Raw genomic sequence first — 18,540 nt, forward strand, 5'->3', positions numbered from 1 at the left:
TCTCAGAGAAAATCGTCTCGGCGTGGGGTGAAGGTGTCGATGAGTTGGCCCGCTTCGAGGCAGACGCACCCGTGTTCGGCTTCGGACGGAATCACGAAGCTATCGCCCGGACCGACTTCGAAGCTTTCGCCGTCGAGGCTGAAGCGGAAGCGGCCGGCGTGCACGTAGGTCGATTGCACATGCGGATGGCTGTGCAGCGCGCCCTCGCCACCGGCCTCGAAGGTGAAAGCGACGACCATGAGTTCGGGCGCTTCGGACAGAACTTGCCGGGTGACGCCGTCCCCTGCGGGAACGGCGGGAAAGGTACGGAGCATGAAAGCCTCCCTAGCGGAACAGGGCCGGCAGCCAGAGCGACAACGCCGGAATGAAGGTCACCAGAAGCAGCGTGAAGACGGCTGCGGCGTAGAACGGTCCGATGGAACGCATGACCTGCCAGATCGAGATCTTTCCGACGGCACAGCCGACGAAGAGCACTGTGCCGACTGGCGGTGTGCAAAGGCCGATGCCGAGGTTCAGGATCAGGATGATACCGAAGTGTACAGGATCAACTCCGAAGGCCATGGCAACCGGGAGGAAGATCGGCGTGGTGATCACGATCAGCGGCGACATGTCCATGAAGGTGCCGAGTACCAGCAGAGTGACGTTGATCAGGAGCAGGACGACGATCGGATTATCCGAGATGCCCTGCATGAATTGCACCAGTTCGGCTGGAATCTTGAGATATGCGAGCAACCAGCCGAAACCGGCGGCACACCCAATAACCAGCAGCACCATCGCCGTGGTGCGAACCGCACCAAGAGTTGCGCCGACAAAGGCCTCCCAGGTGAGGGTTCGGTAGGCGATGAACGTGGCGAAGAGCGCATAGACCACCGCGATGCAGGAGGATTCGGAGGCGGTGAAGATACCCGAGCGAACACCGCCGAAGATGATCGCAACGAGGATCAGGCCCGGCAACGCATTGATGAACAGCCGTCCGACCATGGCCCAGCCGTGAAAGGGCTCCGTCGGGTAGTCGCGCCGGCGCGCCATGAACCAGGCAGCCATCATCAGCGAACAGGCAAGAATGAACCCTGGAATGATCCCCGCGGTGAACAGGTCCGCGATGGAGAGCTTTCCGCCCGCCGAGATCGAATAGATGATCAGGTTGTGAGACGGCGGCAGCATGAGCGAGATCATCGACGAGGTGACCGTCACCGCGACGGCGTAGTCCACGTCATAGCCGCGTTTTTCCATCTGGCCGATCATGATGCCGCCGATGGCCGACGTGTCTGCCGCGGCGGAACCGGAGATGCCGCCGAACATGACCGAGGTCAGGATGTTCACCTGCCCCAGCCCGCCCTTGAAATGGCCGACCATGGAGCCCGCGAGCGCGACGAGCCTGCGGGCGATGTCGCCGCGCACCATGAGCTCACCTGCGTAGATGAAGAACGGGATCGCCATCAAAGCAAAGACTGAAACGCCCGAGTTGAGCCGCTGGAATATCACCACCGGCGGCAGGTCCAGGTAGACCACCGTCGCAAAGCTGGCCACGCCGAGACAAAACGCGATCGGGGTGCCGATGAAAAGCAGGAAGACAAACGTTCCGAAGAGGATCCAGTATTCCATCAGCGGTTCTCCTCGATCCGGTTGGCGGGCACGAGGCCGTTGAGTTCATCTTCGTCGATGCTCTCGCCGAACCGCGCCGTAGGCATGCCCGCGGCACGTCGCGCAAGACGCTCCAGCGAGAAGATGACCAGAAGGAAGCCGCCGGCGACGAGCGGAAAGAAATCGAATGCGCCCGATATACCGAGCGACGGGATTGTGTTGTCTTTCGTCTTGTCGAGTAGCTGGTAGCCGTACCACATCATTCCGGTGCCGAAGGCGACCACGACCGTGTCGGAAATCGAGTAGAGCCAGAGCTTTACCCGCATCGGAAGCACCAGAAGCAAGACGTCGAAGGAGAGGTGATAGCCTTCCCGAACGCCGACGGCGGCCCCCAGGAAAATGAACCAGCCCATGACCATCACCGAACCTGGTTCGGTCCAGATGATGCTGTCGTTCAGCACGTATCGCCAGAAGACCTGGGCAGCGATCATCGCTGTCATGATGACGAGCCCGGTTCCGGAAAGGTAGAGCGCGATGCGCCCGATGACTCCCGTGACCCTTGCCACGGATCTCATTGTCTCCTGCACGACGGCCTCCGGAGAAAGGAGTCGCGGCGGCCCTGCGAGCCGCCGCGACCTGGTTTCAGATCAGATCATTCGACGGCCTGAATACGAGCCACCAGATCCTTCAGCGTCTCGTCGGTCACGTATTTCTCGTAGACCGGCGCCATTGCTTCGATGAAGGGGGTCTTGTCGATCTCTGTGATGATCTCGTTGCCAGCGGCCCGGACCTTCTCTTCCGAGGCGGCCTCGCGCTCAGCCCAGAGTTGACGCTGCACTTCGGTGGAGGCCTTGGCGGCTTCCATTACAAGCGCCTGGTCTTCCTCGGAGAGACTTTCCCAGGATTTCTTCGACATCACAAGCACTTCGGGCACCATCAGGTGCTGGTCGAGCGTGTAGTAGCCGGCAACTTCGAAGTGGCCCGACGATTCATAGGACGGCCAGTTGTTCTCTGCCCCGTCGATAACGCCGGTCTGGATCGAGCTGTAAACCTCGCCATAGGGCATCGGCGTGGCGTTGGCGCCGAGGGCACCGACCATGTCGACGAAGAGGTCCGACTGCATGACGCGGAACTTCATGCCGGCCAGATCTTCCAGCGAGGTGATCGGCTTCTGGCTGTTGTAGAAGCTGCGCGAACCGGCATCGTAGGAGGTCAGCGCGACCAGGTCGTGATCGGAGAAGGCGCCAAGGATTTCCGCGCCAATTTCGCCGTCCATGACCTTATGCATGTGGTCCACGGAGCGGAAGATATAGGGCAGCGAAGGGATCTGGCTCTCTGGGATGATATTGTTGAACGGGCCGAAGGAGACGCGGTTCAGGTCGATGACGCCGAACTGGGTCTGTTCGATCGTGTCCTTTTCCTCGCCGAGCTGGGCGGAATGGAACATCTCGATGCAGATCCGGCCATCCGTCTTCTCTTCGAGCATCGCGCCCATTGCCTTAACGCCTTCGACAGTCGGATAGCCGTCTGGGTGCGTGTCGGACGCTTTGAGGGTGAGTTCGCAGGCGGCGGCTGCGGTGGCCATTGCGGCCGAGGCCAGCAGCGCAGCGGTGACTTTCATGAGCATGATCTGGGTTCCTCCCTATGGGTTGCTCGTCACAGTCGATAGGCTTGTTTAACAAGCCGGTACGCGAGGTCTTGAGCGACCTCGAATGCCTCATCCTCGGCCAGCCGCCCGGTGCGGACGAGCGTTGCGAGGAAGGCGCAGTCCACCCGCCGCGCCACGTCGTGCCGGGCAGGGATGGAACAGAAGGCGCGGGTGTCGTCGTTGAAACCCACTGTGTTGTAGAAGCCGGCGGTTTCGGTCGTCATCTCGCGGAACCGGCGCATGCCCTCGGCGCTGTCGTGGAACCACCACGCAGGTCCGAGTTTCAGCGCCGGGTAAACTCCTGCGAGAGGCGCAAGCTCGCGGGCATAGGTTGTCTCGTCCAGCGTGAACAGGATTACCGAAAGCCGCGGATCGGTTCCGACCGCATCCAGCAGCGGCTTGAGCGCGGCAACGTAATCGGTGCGTCCGGGAATGTCGAAACCCTTGTCGCGACCGAACATTTCCATCATCGGCGCAGAGTGGTTCCGCCGGGCACCCGGATGTATTTGCAGCACGAGCCCGTCCTCCAGGCTCATTCGCGCCATTTCCGTCAGCATGTGGCCGCGGAATGCATCCGCCTCTTCTGCCGTGCACTCACCCCTCAGCGCCTTTTCGAACAGCGCCACCGCCTCGGATTGGGGAAGATTCTCGGTCCGCGCCGTGGCGTGACCATGATCCGAGGAGGTGGCGCCGAACTCCTTGAAGTACTGCCGCCGGTTGCGGTGCGCATCAAGGTAGCCGTTCCAAGTGGTCGCGTCGGTGCCCGCCAGCTCGCCGAACCGCGCAACGTTCTCCGCAAACCCTTCAAAATCCGGATCCACCACTGGGTCCGGACGATATGCCGTAACCACCTTGCCCTTCCAGCCGCTCTCGCGGATCATGCGGTGCCAGCGCAGGTCATCCAGCGGGCTTTCGGTCGTGGCGATCACCTCGATCCCGAAGCGCTCGAACAAGGCCCGCGGCAGGAATTCCGGCTTCGCGAGGCAATCGGAGATATGATCGTAGAATTTGTCGGCTGTCTCGGGCGAGAACCGCTCGCTGAGTCCAAAGACGTTCTCGAAGGAGTGGTCGAGCCACATTCGGGAGGGGGTGCCACGAAACAGGTAGTAGTTTTCGGCAAACCGCCGCCAGATCTTTCGCCCGTCAACTTCGATACGACTTCCGTCGGCATGCGGCACGCCGAGGTCGTCCAATGACACACCCTGCGAGAAGAGCATCCGGAACACATAATGATCTGGCGTTACAAAGAGTTGCGCGGGATCGGGGAAGGGAAGGTTCTCTGCGTACCACCGCGGATCGGTGTGGCCATGAGGGCTGACAATGGGCAGATCTTTGACCGTTTCGTAGAGCGCGCGCGCGAGCCCCCGCGCAGCCTGCTCAACCGGAAACAACCGATTGTCGTCCAATTGCCCCATAACGTCACCGCCCCCTTCGGATTCGACAGGCATCACTGCGGCATTGCCTTCTGGCAAACTGATATGCTAGAATAACTTTCAAGTCAACAGGGTGGAAAGTCCATGTCCGGCAGTCCTAGCCTCGCGTCGCTGGAGCCTATTCCGCGACCGTCCGTGGCCGATCAGGTCTTTGAAAAGCTGCACAAACAGATTGTCTGGCTGGAATTGCCGCCGGAATCGCGGCTTTCGGAAGTGGACGTTGCACGCGCTCTGGATGTGTCTCGGCAACCGGTTCGCGATGCCTTCTACCGCCTGTCCAAACTTGGGTTCCTCGTGATCCGTCCGCAGCGTGCGACGACCGTCAGCCAGATTTCCGTCAGCAAAGTGCGCGAGGCCAGCTTCGTCCGCACGGCGCTGGAAATCCATGTAATGCGCGCCGCCTGCGACGGGCTCAGCGATACCGATTTCGATACGCTGGCGGAGATACTGGAACGGCAAAAGGATGCCGTCGACGGCGGTGCCCGCGCCGGCTTCCATGAACTCGACGACGAGTTCCACCAGACGATCTGCGATTGCATCGGGCATCCGTTTGCGTGGCAGATGATCCGTGACAGCAAGGCGCACATGGACCGTGTCCGCTTGCTGTCCCTGTCGTTCGGCTCCCAAAGGGCCCTGGATGACCACCTCCGGATATTCGACGCCCTGAAAGCGCGAGACAAGGACCTTGCCGGCGCGCTGATCGAACAGCACCTTGGCCGTATTCACGAGCAACTCGGGCGCATTCGCTCCGAACATCCGCAGTATTTCGCCGAGGACGACATCTGAACATGTCGCGGCCGGAGACCCGGACAGGTTTCAACCGCCTAAGGACAGTGGACACGTGGCCGAAAGTCGCAATCAGACTGTGAGAGAAATTGGCCGTTCTGGCGTGAGGTGCTCCGCGGTCGGCCTTGGCACCTGGGCCATCGGCGGGTGGCGTTGGGGAGGAACGGACGAGGCAGCGGCCGAAGCGGCCATCCAAGCTTCCATCGACGAAGGCATCACCCTCATCGACACCGCGCCCGCCTACGGCCTGGGCCGGTCGGAAGAGATCGTCGGGCGCGCGATCGCGGGACGGCGAGATTCTGTCGTCATATCCACGAAATGCGGCATCGTCTGGCATACCGACAAAGGAGTCTGGAAGGGACGCCAAGACGGCGCCGACCTTCACCAGTACCTGGGGCCGGAGTCCATTGCCTACGAGGTCGAGCAAAGCTTGCGACGGCTCGGCACGGACCGGATCGACCACTACATCACACATTGGCCGGATGCGACGACCCCCGTCGAGGAGACAATGGACGCTTTGCTTCGGCTGAAGGAGCAGGGAAAGATCCGGTCCATCGGTGCCTCAAACCTGTCCCCGCCCCTTTTGCGAGCCTATCTGGACTCCGGCCAGATCGACGCGGTGCAGGAAAAATACAACATGATCGAACGCGGTCTGGAGGATGCTCTGCTACCGCTGTGCCGTGACAACGGCGTTTCGGTCCTCAGCTATTCCTCACTCGCCCTAGGGCTACTGACCGGCAAGATCGGACCGGACCGGACGTTTGCCGGCGACGATCTGAGGATCGACAACCCGCTCTTCACGCCGGCTGCCCGGCAGAAAGCCGCAGACTTCGCCGCCGACATTCATCCGGTTGCAGAAGCCCATGGCGCCAGTATCGCGCAGATTGTCATTGCCTGGACCTTGACCCGTCCGGGCATCACGTTTGCGCTCTGCGGCGCGAGAAACCCCTCCCAAGCCCGGGACAATGCCGGCGCCGGGCGGCTCCGCCTTTCGGAGGCAGATATCGCCGCTGTCAATTCGGCCCTCGAGCGCCACTTCCAGGAAATCTAGACGCCGCAGGCGTCGCGCCAAGCCACCGCCATTCGGCAAGTGCTCGCTGTCACACCGACACCGCTTGTTTCAGTGTCTCCTTGGCCAATTCCGACCGCCGCCCGGCCATGGAGACCTCACCCCGTTTCATTACCACGAAGCGGTCAGCAAGCCCGTAGGCGAATTCGAAGTACTGCTCGACCAACACAATCGCCATATTGCCCTGATCGCGCAGATATTCGATCACCCGGCCGATCTGCTGAATGATGTTGGGTTGGATACCCTCCGTCGGCTCGTCGAGCAGCAGCAGTTTCGGCTTGGTGAGCATCGCGCGGGCAATTGCGAGCTGCTGTTGCTGCCCGCCGGAAAGATCGCCGCCCCGACGGCCCAGAAACTCGCGAAGGATCGGAAACAACTCGAAAATCTCGTCTGGTACCATGTGTTCGGCGGCAGGCAGGCAGGCATAGGCCGTCTCGAGGTTCTCCTGCACCGTCAGCAAAGGAAAGATCATCCGGCCCTGCGGCACGTATCCGACGCCCTTCTGCGCAAGCACATGCGCAGGAAGGCGCCCCAAGGCTTCGCCATCCAGCTCTACGGCGCCGCCGGTGCGCGGATGACTGCCTGCGATCGCCTTGAGCAAGCTCGTCTTGCCGACACCGTTGGTGCCCATCACACAGGTCACCTCGCCCGCCGCAGCTTCCATCGAAATCCCATGCAGGATCTGGCTTCCGCCGTAGTGCAAAGTCAGGTCTTCGATCTTCAGCATCCCATCAACGCCCCAGATAGACGTCGATGACGTCTTGGTTTTTTGTCACGTGGTCGAGACTTCCCTCGGCAAGAACAGACCCCTCGTGCAGCACCGTCACCTTGCAATCGAGTCGACGGACGAACTCCATGTCATGCTCCACCACGACCACGGCGCGTGTCTTGGCGGCCTGTTTCAACAAATCCGTCGTATGCTCCCGCTCCGCCAGGGTCATGCCTGCGGCGGGCTCGTCCACCAACAACAGCTTGGGTTCCTGCGCCAGCAGCATGCCGATTTCCAGCCATTGCTTTTGCCCATGGCTAAGTTCCCCGGACTTCCGGTCAAGCGCGTCGGACAATCCGATTTCAGCGGCCAATTCCTCGATACGGCCCCGGTCCTCCGCTTGCGGTCGGAACGACAGCACCCGCCAGGGGCTACGGTCCTTCTTCAGCGCCATCATCAGGTTGTCGTAGACGCTCTGATCCTCGAACACGGTTGGGCGCTGGAATTTCCGGCCGATGCCCGCCTGGGCAATCTGGCTTTCAGACATCCGCAGGAGCGACTGGCTCAGCGCGCCCCAGACCACCCTGCCCTCGTCGGGGCGCGTCTTGCCAGTGACAATATCCATGAAAGTGGTCTTGCCGGCACCGTTCGGACCGATGATCGCACGCAGTTCCGCCTCGCCGATGGAAAAGCTGAGGTTATTGATCGCCTTGAAGCCGTCGAAACTGACGGAGACGCCGGAGACTTCCAGAAGCTGGCTCATTCTTCGGCTTCCTTCTCCTGGAAACTACCGGAATCCGGGCCAAGATCGGCGCCGTGACGTTCCGGCGAGCGACGCCCGGTCACGAGGTCGAACAACCCGCCGATTCCTTTTGGCGCGAAGAGCGTGACGAGGACGAACGACAGGCCCAACAACACCTGCCACCAATCTACCCAGTGTATCGTGTAGAAACCCAACGGAAGGTTCGGCACCTGCCCACCGGTGAACATCGTGGAGAGGAGCGAGACGATCGCGGCGCCAATCACCGCCCCATAGAGCCTCCCGCGCCCACCAATGGCCACCCAGACCGCGAGGTAGATTGACGCGATTGGCGCGATCTCGGCCGGATTGATGATACCGGCCTGCGGGTAGTAGAGGGCGCCGGCGATTCCGGCGATGACCGCGGTGAAGGTGAAGACGAAGAGCTTGTAGCCTTCCACGGAATAGCCGAGAAACCGCACCCGCGCCTCGTCGTCGCGGATGCCGCGGATGACGGAGCCAAACTTTCCGGAGACGACCCAGGCGCAGAGCAGGTATCCCGCCCCGAGGGCAAAGGCCGATGCCCAGAAGAACCACAGCGACACATCCGCTTGCGGCACGCCGGTGAGACCGGGGATGTTCTGCAGCCCCGACAGGCCGTTGTTGCCGCGCAGCCCGGAATCGTTCTGAAAGAGGTAGAGGGCCAGCGCAAGCGTCATCGCCTGGGTGAGAATTGACAAATAGACGCCGGTGACGCGGCTGCGAAACGCCAGCCAGCCAAAGGCCAGCGCCAGCGCTCCGGGCACAAGAACCACAAGGGCAAGTTGCATCCACAGGCTGTCCGCAAAGGCCCAGACGGGCGGGAACTCCGAAGAGCCCACGACACCGAAGATCTGGGTGCCGATAGCATCCACGATTTCCTGATCGGTGGGCGGAATGGCAGCATTCGACATCGACGCGGCAACGATGCTCTCGGTGCGCGCATACATCAGCCACATCCCGATCATGTAACCACCAAGGCCAAAGAACGCCATGTGGCCGAGACTGAGGATTCCCGTGTAGCCCCAGACCAGATCCATCGCCAGCGCGACAAGACAGAGGCACAGGGTCTTTCCAAGCGTTTTGACGAAGGACGTGGAGAGTGCGCCGGAACCGGCAGCCTCGCTCGCCATGGTCACGGCAAGGGTGAAGAGCGCGAGCACAGCGATGAAGATCAGCACCGAAGGATTACGGGCGAAAAAAGAGCGGCTCATGGGTGGCTCCCGTTCGGCAGATAGAGACTGGCGTCACCGCCCGTGTTCGTTTCGATCCATGGCGCGACCGAAGACATTCCACCGGACCGGTGGGGGCCAGCCCCCACACCCCCGGGATATTTTCCGACAGAAGAAGAGGCTTTCCGAAACAAGCGATCCATGGTCAATCTCCCGCCGCGCGGCCCTTGAGGGCGATGATGCCCCTGGGACGGAACTGGATGAAGATGATGATGAAGATGATCATGTAGGTCTGCGCGGCGAGCGTGTTGGACGGGTTCATCCACTCGATCCCCTTTTGCAGGAATCCGATCATCGTGGCGCCCAGAAGCGTGCCCCAGATGTTGCCGACGCCGCCGACAACCACCGTCATGAAACTCTGCACGATATAATCCGAGCCAAGTTCGGACGTGACCTTGGCGTAAAGACCGATGGCGACGCCCGCGATACCGGCGATACCGGAACCCAGGCCGAAGGTCAGCATGTTGATCCGGTCGGGGTTGATCCCCATCGAGGCGGCCATCGCCGGGTTCTGTGTCACCGCCCGCACCTCCAACCCGAGGCGGGTGCGGCGCATGATGAAGAGAAAAACACCGAGAAAGATCAGGGCGAGCACGAAGATCGCGATGCGGATGTAGCTGATCGAGACCACGTCATTGAACACGAGCGCTCCATCCAGCCAGGATGGCGATGTGAGCGGGCGCGCCTGTGTCCCGAAGATGTTCTTCGCAAGTTGCTGGAGCGCGATAGAGATACCAAAGGTCGCAAGCAGCGTCTCCAGCGGACGATTGTAGAGCCAGCGGATTACCAGGCGCTCCATCGCCACGCCGGCGGCGAAGGTCACGGCGAAGGCGAGCGGCAATGCGACGAGGATCGACACGGTGTAGTCCGGGATCACCTGCTGTACGACATAGCCGGTGTAGGCGCCCATCATGATGAATTCACCGTGGGCCATATTGATGACGCCCATCACGCCGAACGTGATGGCGAGCCCGATTGCCGCAAGGAAGTAGATGGAGGCGAGCGACAAGGCGTCCAGAGTCAGATCGGCTGCCTGATTGAGCCCGACGCGCGTGTTGATCGAGGTAAGCGTCGCACGCGCGGCGTCGGTGACCGCGATCGACGCCTCGGCGTAACGATCGTAGAAACTGTGCGTGTCGAGCGCCGCCTGAACCTCGGCCTCGGTCGCCGTCGGCGGGACCACGCCAGCCTCCGCAAGGTTGGCATAGGCGCGTTCGCGGGCGCCATCGGTGTTCAGCTGTGCAAGCGGGACACCGCCGACTCTACCGTCGACGATATTGGCTTCAAGCGCCGCACGCTTGTCGGCAGTGCTGATCCGGCGTGGCGCGAGATCCTTCGTGACCAGGAGATCGTAGGCAGCTTCCTTCGAGAATTCTTCCTGCCCCGGCTTGAGCGTATTCGCGACGTTTACTCCGTCGGGGATGTCGCCGGCGACAGCTTCTCGCGTTGTGGCAAGCAGGGGGTTCAGGGCGGCGCGCGCATCCACGCCGGTATCCCCCGCGAACGCATTGATCGCTTCAATGCGTTTCGTTTCGTCATCGGAAAAGGAAATCGTCAGGAGTTGCACAAGGCGTTCCTTGCGAGCGCGAATCTCCGCGTCCGGTTCCTCTTCGATTGCGCCCGCCAGGGCTTCCAAATGTTCGGGCGCCGGATCGCGCTGGATCGCGTCGAGTGCCTCGACACGCTTGCGCCGGTCCGGCGATAAGAGCTGGAACTGTACCAGCGCCGCCCCGATAAGGCTCCGCACGCCCGAATTCGGCTTGAGTTGCTTGAGATCGGACTTCTCTGCCTCGCCAACCGATCCACCACCGGCGATGTCGATCAATTGGTAGGCGGAGCCGTCGAGCTTCTCGGCGAAGAAGAACAGCCCGTCCTCCTTGCGTTGCCACAACTCCTTGGCCTGCCATTTTTCAAGAACGGTCTGCGCCTCGGGAAGTCCGCTGTCGCGTAGCGCGGCGATGGCCGGCTCGATCGTCTTGCGCGATGCCTTCTCGATCAGTGCGCGGTGTTCCTGCATGAGCGTCTGGAGCGGGCTGTCTTGTGCCGCCGCCATACCGACGCAAAGCATCAGGGCAGCCAGCGCTGCCAGTAGGTATTTCGTCATTTCTGCCCCGGGGCCCTGAAGGTTGGGAGGGCGCGAACGCCCTCCCCGGCTGATTGGTCCGTCAGATCGTCAGATCAGTAGTTGGACTTCATCTGCACGCAGGTCTCGGTCTCGGTGTTGTACATGCCGCAGCCAAGCTCAGCCCAGTCGGACTTGAGCACCGCCGATTCCGGCAGGAAGTCTGTCCAGGCATCGCCAGGAACCGGATCGGTTTCGGAGATGATGTCGAACTGGCCGTCCTCCAGGATCTCGCCGATCAGCACCGGTTTGGTCAGGTGATGGTTCGGCAACATGGTGGCGGTGGACCCTGTCAGGTTCGGGTATTCCTGACCGATCATGGCGGCGGAAACCGCATCCACGTCCGTGGTTCCGGCCGCCTCGACCGCGTTCACCCACATGTTGAAACCGATGAAGTGTGCTTCCATGGGGTCGTTGGTGACGCGTTCATCGCCCATCTTTGCCTTCCAGGCTTCGATAAAGGCTGCGTTGGCGTCGGATTCGGCGGACTGGAAGTAGTTCCAGGCGGCGAGGTGGCCGACGAGGTTGGAGGTATCGAGACCAGACAGTTCCTCTTCCCCAACCGAAAACGCCACAACGGGAATGTCATCGGCGGAGACGCCCTGGGCTGCCAATTCCTTGTAGAATCCGATGTTGGCGTCACCGTTGATGGTGGAGATCACGCCAACCTTCTTGCCGTCAGCGCCGAGTGCGACGACGTCGGAGACGATCTTCGACCAGTCGGAGTGACCGAAGGGCGTGTAGTTAACGAAGATGTCCTCTTCGGCGATACCCTTGTCCATCAGATAGGCTTCGAGGATGTTGTTGGTAGTCCGCGGATAGACATAGTCGGTGCCGAGCAGCGCGAACTTCTCGACGCCAAGTTCGTCCAGGAAGTAGTCGGTAGCCGGGATCGCCTGCTGGTTCGGCGCGGCGCCCGTGTAGAAGACGTTCTTGGAGCTTTCCTCGCCCTCGTACTGGACAGGATAGAACAGCAGACCGTTCAGTTCCTCGATCACCGGCAGCACCGATTTCCGGGAAACGGAGGTCCAGCAGCCGAACATCACGTCCACTTCCTCGACGGTCAGCAGTTCGCGCGCCTTTTCGGCGAAGAGCGGCCAGTCGGAAGCCGGATCAACGACCACGGCTTCGAGCTGCTTGCCGAGCACGCCGCCCTTTGCGTTCTGCTCCTCGATCAGCATCAGCATGGTGTCTTTCAGCGTCGTCTCGGAAATCGCCATCGTTCCGGACAGCGAGTGCAGAACGCCAACCTTGATCGTGTCGTCCTGTGCCATCGCAGTGGTCGCGAAGGCCAGAGCGCCAACCAGCGCAGAGGTCATACGGAGTTTCATGATGTTATTTTCCCTGTCGTTGGGCATTGGCGCCGACCCCCTGACATCGCGTGCCACAGCCGCGGGCGGCATGATGACGCGTATCGTTAGGTCCGGCTGCAACACCGGTGCTTGTCGATTTGAACGCGGAAAGGAGGTTCCCGCGAACGCCGGGGATGCAGGAATGCGGTGCGCTCCCCCGGCGCAGGGAATAAGAGTGAACCAACCCAATTTGCGCAATTGTTAGGCACATGCAACGAGAGCCTTCTGCGGCGTCGACCACGAACGCCCACATTGGGACCGCATTTCGCAGGCATTTGACCAATTATTGTGCAGATGTCGGTTGAATTCTCCAAAGGGCGCTGAAAGACGCGACCTTCCAGGGGCAATTGAAACCTGACGAAATAGACAGGTCTACTTCTTGAGATTCTTCATCAGAAGCTCCAGAAGCGGCCCGAGAATACCCAGGCCCGCAGTACCAAGCGGGTTGCGGGCGATCCGGTGCACACTCTCGACGAGTTCACGTGCCTCCTCGGTGGTTTTGTCGAATTCTGCCTCCAGATCCTCGACGGCCATGTCGCGAACTTCCGCGAGGGGCGCAATCTCGCGATCCACCGAACTCCGGGCGACGATCGCGATGAGCACACCGGCCAGCGCCAGATTGACAAGCGCAATGACAAGCGAGGACATGGCTGGCCCCAGTACTGGCAAAAGCGCATAGACCGCCGCAACATTCAGCAGAACGAGACCGATCCCTGCGAAAATCGCTGCGACGACCGTGAGCGTCGTTCGCCGCTGCACGAGCGCGAGGCGTCGCTGAGCCATCAGCCGTTCCGACCGTAGAATGACCGACAGGTTGCGTCCGATGCGACTGTTCATTTGCGCTCCTTCCTATCGCGCCCGACCAAGGGCGTAGCCCAACAAAAAGGCCCCGAAGACGGTCAGTATCGGTTTGTGTTCGTGGAGATCTTTCACTTCCTCCGAGAACTTCGCGAGCAGCCCTTCCAACTCTGAACTGTCGATCTGTGAAAGTGCCCAGTCGATGGAAGTTCCGTCGTCCGGTGCCGTTTCGGCATTCTTGGAATCCTCGTCCGGCTCCGGGCGCTCGTCGGCGGACGTGGCCTCATCTTCCTCCATAGAGGCCGGCACGGCTTCCCGTGCTTCGGTCAAGATGCGTCGAAGTTTTTGCAGTTCTGCTTCGTATTCCGCCTTGGTCGTCATGTCGTCATCCGTCTTTGGACGCGGTCACCTCTGCGGACCGCTCGGCTGAGGGCCAGCCACCATCGCCGCCTTCATCGGGCGTGATCAAATGCCCGTCGCCGGACATTAGCATGGCAAGCCAGCGCGTTTCGGGAATATTCGCCAGAACAACGATCATGCACGTGGTGATCGGAACGCTCAGAAGCGCGCCGATCACACCCCAGACCGACCCCCAAAACGTCAGGCCGAGTATGATCACCAGCGGCGAGATGTTCAGCGAACGTCCCGCGATTGCCGGCTCTAGCACATTACCGATGAAGAACTGCACGGCCCCGCATCCGAACACGATGATCAGAAACGGGGCCAATGTGTCGAACTGGACCAGCGAGACGAGTGCCGGAAATACCACCCCGAGAATTGATCCGACCGAGGGAATGTAATTGAGCGCGAAGGCAAGCAGCGCCCAGGTTTCTGCAAACTGCAGCCCCATGGGTTTCATCACGGCATAGCTGAACAAACCGGTAAGAAGGCTAGCGAACGTCTTTACCTTGACGTAGGTCTGCAGCCCCTCGGAGATCGAGTGCAGAAGCCGCCGGAGCCGACGCCCGCGCCGCTCATCATGTGCGGCTATCGTAATCTTGCGGCTCATCGGGCCGCGTTCGACGAGCATGAAGGGCACATAGAGGCCGACGAGGAAGAAGAATGTCAAAACGCTGCCCGCAGGACCAAGCGCGCGTACGGCCAGCTGTGGCATGTTGGCGTTCTCGACGGCCTCACGCACCGCGGCGGCGTTACGGTCGCCCAGGGTCGCGGCAACGCCGGCGGCAAGGTCCTCCACCCGGTCCCTGTAAGTTGGCAGCGCGGCGGCGACCTCGTTGGTCTGGTTGACGAGGATGAGGAAGACGACGGCGAGACCGGCGACCACCATCGCAATCCCGATGAGATTTGCCGCCCAATGCGGTACGCCTACCCCGAAGACTCGCCAGCGGGCCACATGGTCGATCACCGCGATGAGAAGCACAAACAGCAGAACCGCGAAGGTGAGCGGGATGAGGTAGGCGGCGCCATAAACCAGCCCGGCGACGGAAAGCGTCAGGATCAGCAACACGTCACGCCAGAATGGCAAGGTACCAAGTTGCTGCGGGAGGGACGTGTCGTCCCTTGTGGTATCCGGTGCCATCTCCTGCCGGACGCGATCGGGCTGGTCGGCGCTTCCCGCGCCCTGATAAGGGGTCGTGTTGTTCACCATGACATCCTTGAGCAGAAGCCGGTGTGCCTGGGACGGCACGCGCCCCACGGGCGGTTCCGCCTGTTTTGCGCTAGCACGGGAGGGGGAAACACCGCAAGCCGACCCGACGTACAAGGACGGCGGCGCGCCTCGGGTACAAGGTCGAATTCACTGCGGCTTTTCGATTGCGAGAAAATACGCGGACCCGGCGATATTACCTCGCACTGGTGTCGGCAATTGATCGGCCCGTTGTTGGGGTCAGACGTGGATGAACGTATCCCTGCAACGCCGATCAGACCTATGGATACCTGCGTGAAAGCGCGGCACCGGCGTCGACCCGCCTCTCAATCGGTCCGCGCCACGAGGCGGTCACAGGCCCAGCCCACCGCTCTGTGCAGCAGAAGCGTAAGCAGCGCCAGAACCAGCAGCGTCGCGAACATCAGGTCGATTTTCACACGGCCGTTTGCCAGCAGCATCAGGTATCCAAGCCCGCCCGCCGCGCCTACCCATTCGCCGATCACCGCGCCAATGGGCGCATAGACCGCGGCCAGCCGTAGACCGGACGCCAGGGACGGAATGGCGGCCGGTACGCGGATCCGCCACAGCAACCGCGCCGGCGAGGCCCCCATTGTGCGGCCGAGATCCAGCCATCCGGGCGGCGTGCGCATCAGCCCATCGAAGAAGGACGATGCAACCGGAAAGTAGATGATGAGCACCGCCATGACGATCTTCGACCAGATGCCATACCCCATCCAAAGGGTGAGAATTGGTGCAAGTGCGAAAACCGGCAGCGACTGCGTGACGATCAGCGCCGGCCGCACGATATACCGCGCCATCGGCGACACGGCGAGGAGGATCGCAGTGAGGATGCCGAGCCCGGCGCCAAGGAAGAGCCCGGCAAGCACCTCCGTGAGGGTGATGCCGGCATGCCAGGCAATGAGCCCGCGATTGCTCCAGAGCGCCTCCAGTACGCGCACGGGCCCCGGAAGGATAAAAGGCGGCAGGCCGCCAAGGCTGACCAGCGCCTGCCATAGCGCCAGCGGAACCGCCAGCGCCAGAACCACGCGAAGCGCGCCGCTCATGCCGCCGATTGCGCCCGCAGCGCGGCGAGCAACCGCCCCTGGAACGCCAGAGTATCGGGATCGTCCGCTCCACGGATCGCGGATACGGCGGGAGGGACAGCCTCCACCATTCCGCGCTCATCCATCAGAAACACCCGATCGCCGAGCCGCGCCGCCTCGCCCGGATCGTGGGTAACCAGCAGCACCGTGCGGCCGGTCAGCGTCTCGGCGGCCAGTTCCTGCATATCCGCCCGCCTGCGTGCGTCGAGCGCGGAAAAAGGTTCATCGAGCAGAACGACGGGGCGGTCTTCCATCAAAGTCCGTGCCAGCGCCACTCGCTGACGCTGTCCGCCTGAAAGCTGGGACGGACGCTTGTGTACATGCGGGCCCAGACCGAGACGCGCAATCAGGTCCTTGGCCGCTGCCGTATCGGCAGGTGCGCCGCGAAGGCGCGCGCCGAGCGTGACATTTCCAAGCACGTCGAGCCACGGCAGAAGCAGGTCTGTCTGCGCCATATAGGCAACGCGCCCCGGTATGGGCTGCCCATCCCCAGCCCGAATCTGCCCTTGGAAATCGACCCCGGTCTCCAACCCGGCGATCAGGCGCAGGATCGTGGTCTTGCCACACCCGGAAGGCCCCAGAAGACAGGACCAAGTTCCGGCATCGATCTCCAGTTGCACCGGCGGGAAGAGTTGATGCGCACCGAAATGCGCCGTGCCGGTCAGGCAGATGGACGGGGCCGGCGTCATGCGCGGTCCCATCCCATCTGCCAGAAACCGACTTCCAGTCGTGTTGCCGTCACAAACCGTTCGATCAGGCGCGGCCAGCGCGGCGCGGCATCGAAATCCGCGCCGATGCGCCGCTCCAATGCGATGTCAATCATCGAACCTACCTGCCGGCAGGTCTCCTGGTAGTCTTCGCCCGCGTAGGTATCGATCCATTCCCGGTAGGGCGTATCGGGCGCCGCTACGCCGGACAGCAGCAATCCGATCTCGCCATATCCAAGAACACAGGGAGCCAACGCCGCCATCAGATCCGCGAAGTCACCGGCACTCCCGGCGTCAAGCACATAGCGCGTGTAGGCGAGATTGGCCGGGCTCTCGGCGGCTTGGTAGAGCATATCTTCAGATATCCCCTCCCGCGCGCAGACCGAGATGTGGAGTGCCATCTCTTCGCGCACCAGCGCATCCACCGTCGCGGTCGCAACCCGCATCTCCTCTAGCGTCTCCGCCTTGACCACGGCCAGGGCCCAGGCGCGGGCGAAGTGGACGAGGAAGACGTAGTCCTGCACCAGATAGTGCAGGAAGGATTCGCGCGGAAGGCTGCCATCGCCCAGCCCCGTCACGAAAGGATGGGCCACATAGGCGGCCCACTCCTGCCCGGCGGCACGGCGCCATAGCCCGAAAGCCCGGCCGTACTCTCCCGTATCCACGTTCATTGCGCGCCGAGGTCGACGGCAAGGTCCGAGACGTCACGCATGCCCTCGATCAACCCGGCCTCCGACAGAAACGCCTCGTAGCCGGCATAGCGGCCGACATCGAGTGCCGCCGGGCGCAACGCGAAGCGGGGCCAGATTTCCGGCCAGGCCAGGGCATTCAACTCGTCCTGGAGCTCCGGCGCATAACCAGAAAACACTTCCCAACCTTCGTCGGGATGATTGGTGATGAAGTTCACTGCCTTTTCCGTCGCCCGCAGGAAGCGGCTCAGCTTGTCGGCATCCATCAACTCGGGATTTGCGACGTAGATCAACTCGTCATAGGTCGGGATGCCGTGCTCCTCCACGAAAAAGCACCGCCCGGGCTGGCCTTCGATCGCCATCTGGTTCGGCTCGAAACCACGCACCGCCCCCATCGCTGCATCGACTTGCCCCGAGAGCACCGACGGCGCCAGCGAGAAGTTCACGTTGATCAGTTCAACGTCCTCCAGCGCAAGCCCCGCGCTGCCGAGAATCGTAGTCAGCATCGCCTCTTCGACACCGGCCACCGAAAAGCCGATCTTGCGACCCTTGAGATCGGCGATTTCCTTGATCGGCCCGTCGTCGGCCACCATCAGGCAGTTCAGCGGAGTGGCGATCAGCGTCCCGACCCGCTTCAGCGGAAGCCCCTCGGCAACCTGCATATGTAGCTGCGGCTGGTAGGAAATCGCCAGATCGACCTTTCCGGCTGCCGCGAGCTTCGGCGGGACCGATGGATCCGCTGGGGGGATAATCTCCACCTCGAGATCCTCATCCGAGAAATATCCCATTTCCTGGGCCACGATAATCGGACCGTGATCGGGATTGATGAACCAGTCCAGTACCAGTGACAGCTTGTCGGCCGCGGAGGCCGGTGCCGCAGCCATTAACGAGAGTGTGAAGATGAGCGAACGCATGTCCTGTCTC

General features: G+C 61.8%; 19 protein-coding genes. 2 read left to right on the forward strand and 17 right to left on the reverse strand.

Features of this window, described 5'->3' with window-relative positions; genetic code table 11:
* Positions 1–2: 2 nt before the first annotated feature.
* From ARC39_RS14200 to uxaC, 5 genes are all read right to left on the reverse strand, one after another.
* A complete protein-coding gene (locus ARC39_RS14200) occupies positions 3–314 on the reverse strand; it encodes a cupin domain-containing protein (protein WP_068115479.1) in 312 nt (103 codons plus the stop codon).
* A gap of 10 nt (positions 315–324) precedes the next feature.
* A complete protein-coding gene (locus ARC39_RS14205; RefSeq protein WP_068115480.1) occupies positions 325–1,605 on the reverse strand; it encodes a TRAP transporter large permease in 1,281 nt (426 codons plus the stop codon).
* The gene (locus tag ARC39_RS14210; protein WP_236545270.1) at positions 1,605–2,159 is read right to left on the reverse strand and encodes a TRAP transporter small permease; all 555 of its coding nucleotides are present in this window, start codon (positions 2,157–2,159) and stop codon (positions 1,605–1,607) included. The genes ARC39_RS14205 and ARC39_RS14210 overlap by 1 nt, the downstream gene beginning before the upstream one ends.
* Positions 2,160–2,236: 77 nt before the next feature.
* On the reverse strand, positions 2,237–3,211 hold the full coding sequence (locus ARC39_RS14215) for a TRAP transporter substrate-binding protein (RefSeq protein WP_068115482.1): 975 nt from the start codon (positions 3,209–3,211) through the stop codon (positions 2,237–2,239).
* A gap of 29 nt (positions 3,212–3,240) precedes the next feature.
* Positions 3,241–4,647, reverse strand: coding sequence for a glucuronate isomerase (gene uxaC / locus ARC39_RS14220; protein WP_068115674.1), 1,407 nt, complete (start codon positions 4,645–4,647; stop codon positions 3,241–3,243).
* A gap of 102 nt (positions 4,648–4,749) precedes the next feature.
* On the opposite strand from uxaC, the gene ARC39_RS14225 reads away from it, so the two are divergent.
* Both ARC39_RS14225 and ARC39_RS14230 read left to right on the forward strand, forming a co-directional pair.
* Positions 4,750–5,451, forward strand: a complete 702-nt coding sequence (locus ARC39_RS14225) for a GntR family transcriptional regulator (protein ID WP_068115483.1) — start codon at positions 4,750–4,752, stop codon at positions 5,449–5,451.
* A 103-nt stretch (positions 5,452–5,554) separates the two neighbouring features.
* On the forward strand, positions 5,555–6,502 hold the full coding sequence (locus tag ARC39_RS14230; protein WP_236545271.1) for an aldo/keto reductase: 948 nt from the start codon (positions 5,555–5,557) through the stop codon (positions 6,500–6,502).
* A 49-nt stretch (positions 6,503–6,551) separates the two neighbouring features.
* Here the strand turns inward: ARC39_RS14230 and urtE are convergent, their stop codons facing one another.
* From urtE to ARC39_RS14290, 12 genes are all read right to left on the reverse strand, one after another.
* Positions 6,552–7,247 carry an urea ABC transporter ATP-binding subunit UrtE gene (gene urtE / locus ARC39_RS14235; protein ID WP_068115485.1) on the reverse strand — a complete coding sequence of 232 codons (696 nt, stop codon included), beginning with the start codon at positions 7,245–7,247 and terminating at the stop codon, positions 6,552–6,554.
* Between the two features lie 4 nt (positions 7,248–7,251).
* A complete protein-coding gene (urtD, locus tag ARC39_RS14240; protein ID WP_068115486.1) occupies positions 7,252–7,992 on the reverse strand; it encodes an urea ABC transporter ATP-binding protein UrtD in 741 nt (246 codons plus the stop codon).
* On the reverse strand, positions 7,989–9,221 hold the full coding sequence (gene urtC / locus ARC39_RS14245; protein ID WP_068115487.1) for an urea ABC transporter permease subunit UrtC: 1,233 nt from the start codon (positions 9,219–9,221) through the stop codon (positions 7,989–7,991). Before urtC ends, urtD begins: the two co-directional genes overlap by 4 nt.
* A gap of 163 nt (positions 9,222–9,384) precedes the next feature.
* On the reverse strand, positions 9,385–11,343 hold the full coding sequence (urtB, locus tag ARC39_RS14250; RefSeq protein ID WP_068115488.1) for an urea ABC transporter permease subunit UrtB: 1,959 nt from the start codon (positions 11,341–11,343) through the stop codon (positions 9,385–9,387).
* A gap of 74 nt (positions 11,344–11,417) precedes the next feature.
* Positions 11,418–12,692 (reverse strand): urea ABC transporter substrate-binding protein, encoded by a 1,275-nt coding sequence (urtA, locus tag ARC39_RS14255; protein ID WP_068115489.1) that lies wholly within the window; start codon positions 12,690–12,692, stop codon positions 11,418–11,420.
* A gap of 393 nt (positions 12,693–13,085) precedes the next feature.
* Positions 13,086–13,550, reverse strand: coding sequence for a phage holin family protein (locus ARC39_RS14260; RefSeq protein ID WP_068115490.1), 465 nt, complete (start codon positions 13,548–13,550; stop codon positions 13,086–13,088).
* Positions 13,551–13,562: 12 nt separating this feature from the next.
* On the reverse strand, positions 13,563–13,892 hold the full coding sequence (locus ARC39_RS14265; RefSeq protein WP_068115491.1) for a hypothetical protein: 330 nt from the start codon (positions 13,890–13,892) through the stop codon (positions 13,563–13,565).
* Between the two features lie 4 nt (positions 13,893–13,896).
* Positions 13,897–15,168, reverse strand: a complete 1,272-nt coding sequence (locus ARC39_RS14270; protein ID WP_068115492.1) for an AI-2E family transporter — start codon at positions 15,166–15,168, stop codon at positions 13,897–13,899.
* Between the two features lie 275 nt (positions 15,169–15,443).
* Positions 15,444–16,181: an ABC transporter permease gene (locus ARC39_RS14275; RefSeq protein ID WP_068115493.1), complete on the reverse strand. Its 738-nt coding sequence runs from the start codon at positions 16,179–16,181 to the stop codon at positions 15,444–15,446.
* Positions 16,178–16,909 (reverse strand): ABC transporter ATP-binding protein, encoded by a 732-nt coding sequence (locus ARC39_RS14280; protein WP_068115675.1) that lies wholly within the window; start codon positions 16,907–16,909, stop codon positions 16,178–16,180. Before ARC39_RS14280 ends, ARC39_RS14275 begins: the two co-directional genes overlap by 4 nt.
* Positions 16,906–17,598: a thiaminase II gene (tenA, locus tag ARC39_RS14285; protein WP_068115494.1), complete on the reverse strand. Its 693-nt coding sequence runs from the start codon at positions 17,596–17,598 to the stop codon at positions 16,906–16,908. Before tenA ends, ARC39_RS14280 begins: the two co-directional genes overlap by 4 nt.
* Positions 17,595–18,530 carry an ABC transporter substrate-binding protein gene (locus tag ARC39_RS14290; protein WP_068115495.1) on the reverse strand — a complete coding sequence of 312 codons (936 nt, stop codon included), beginning with the start codon at positions 18,528–18,530 and terminating at the stop codon, positions 17,595–17,597. Before ARC39_RS14290 ends, tenA begins: the two co-directional genes overlap by 4 nt.
* Positions 18,531–18,540: the final 10 nt, after the last annotated feature.

The sequence above is a fragment of the Tropicimonas marinistellae genome (assembly GCF_001509585.1).
Taxonomy (GTDB): Bacteria; Pseudomonadota; Alphaproteobacteria; order Rhodobacterales; family Rhodobacteraceae; genus Tropicimonas; species Tropicimonas marinistellae.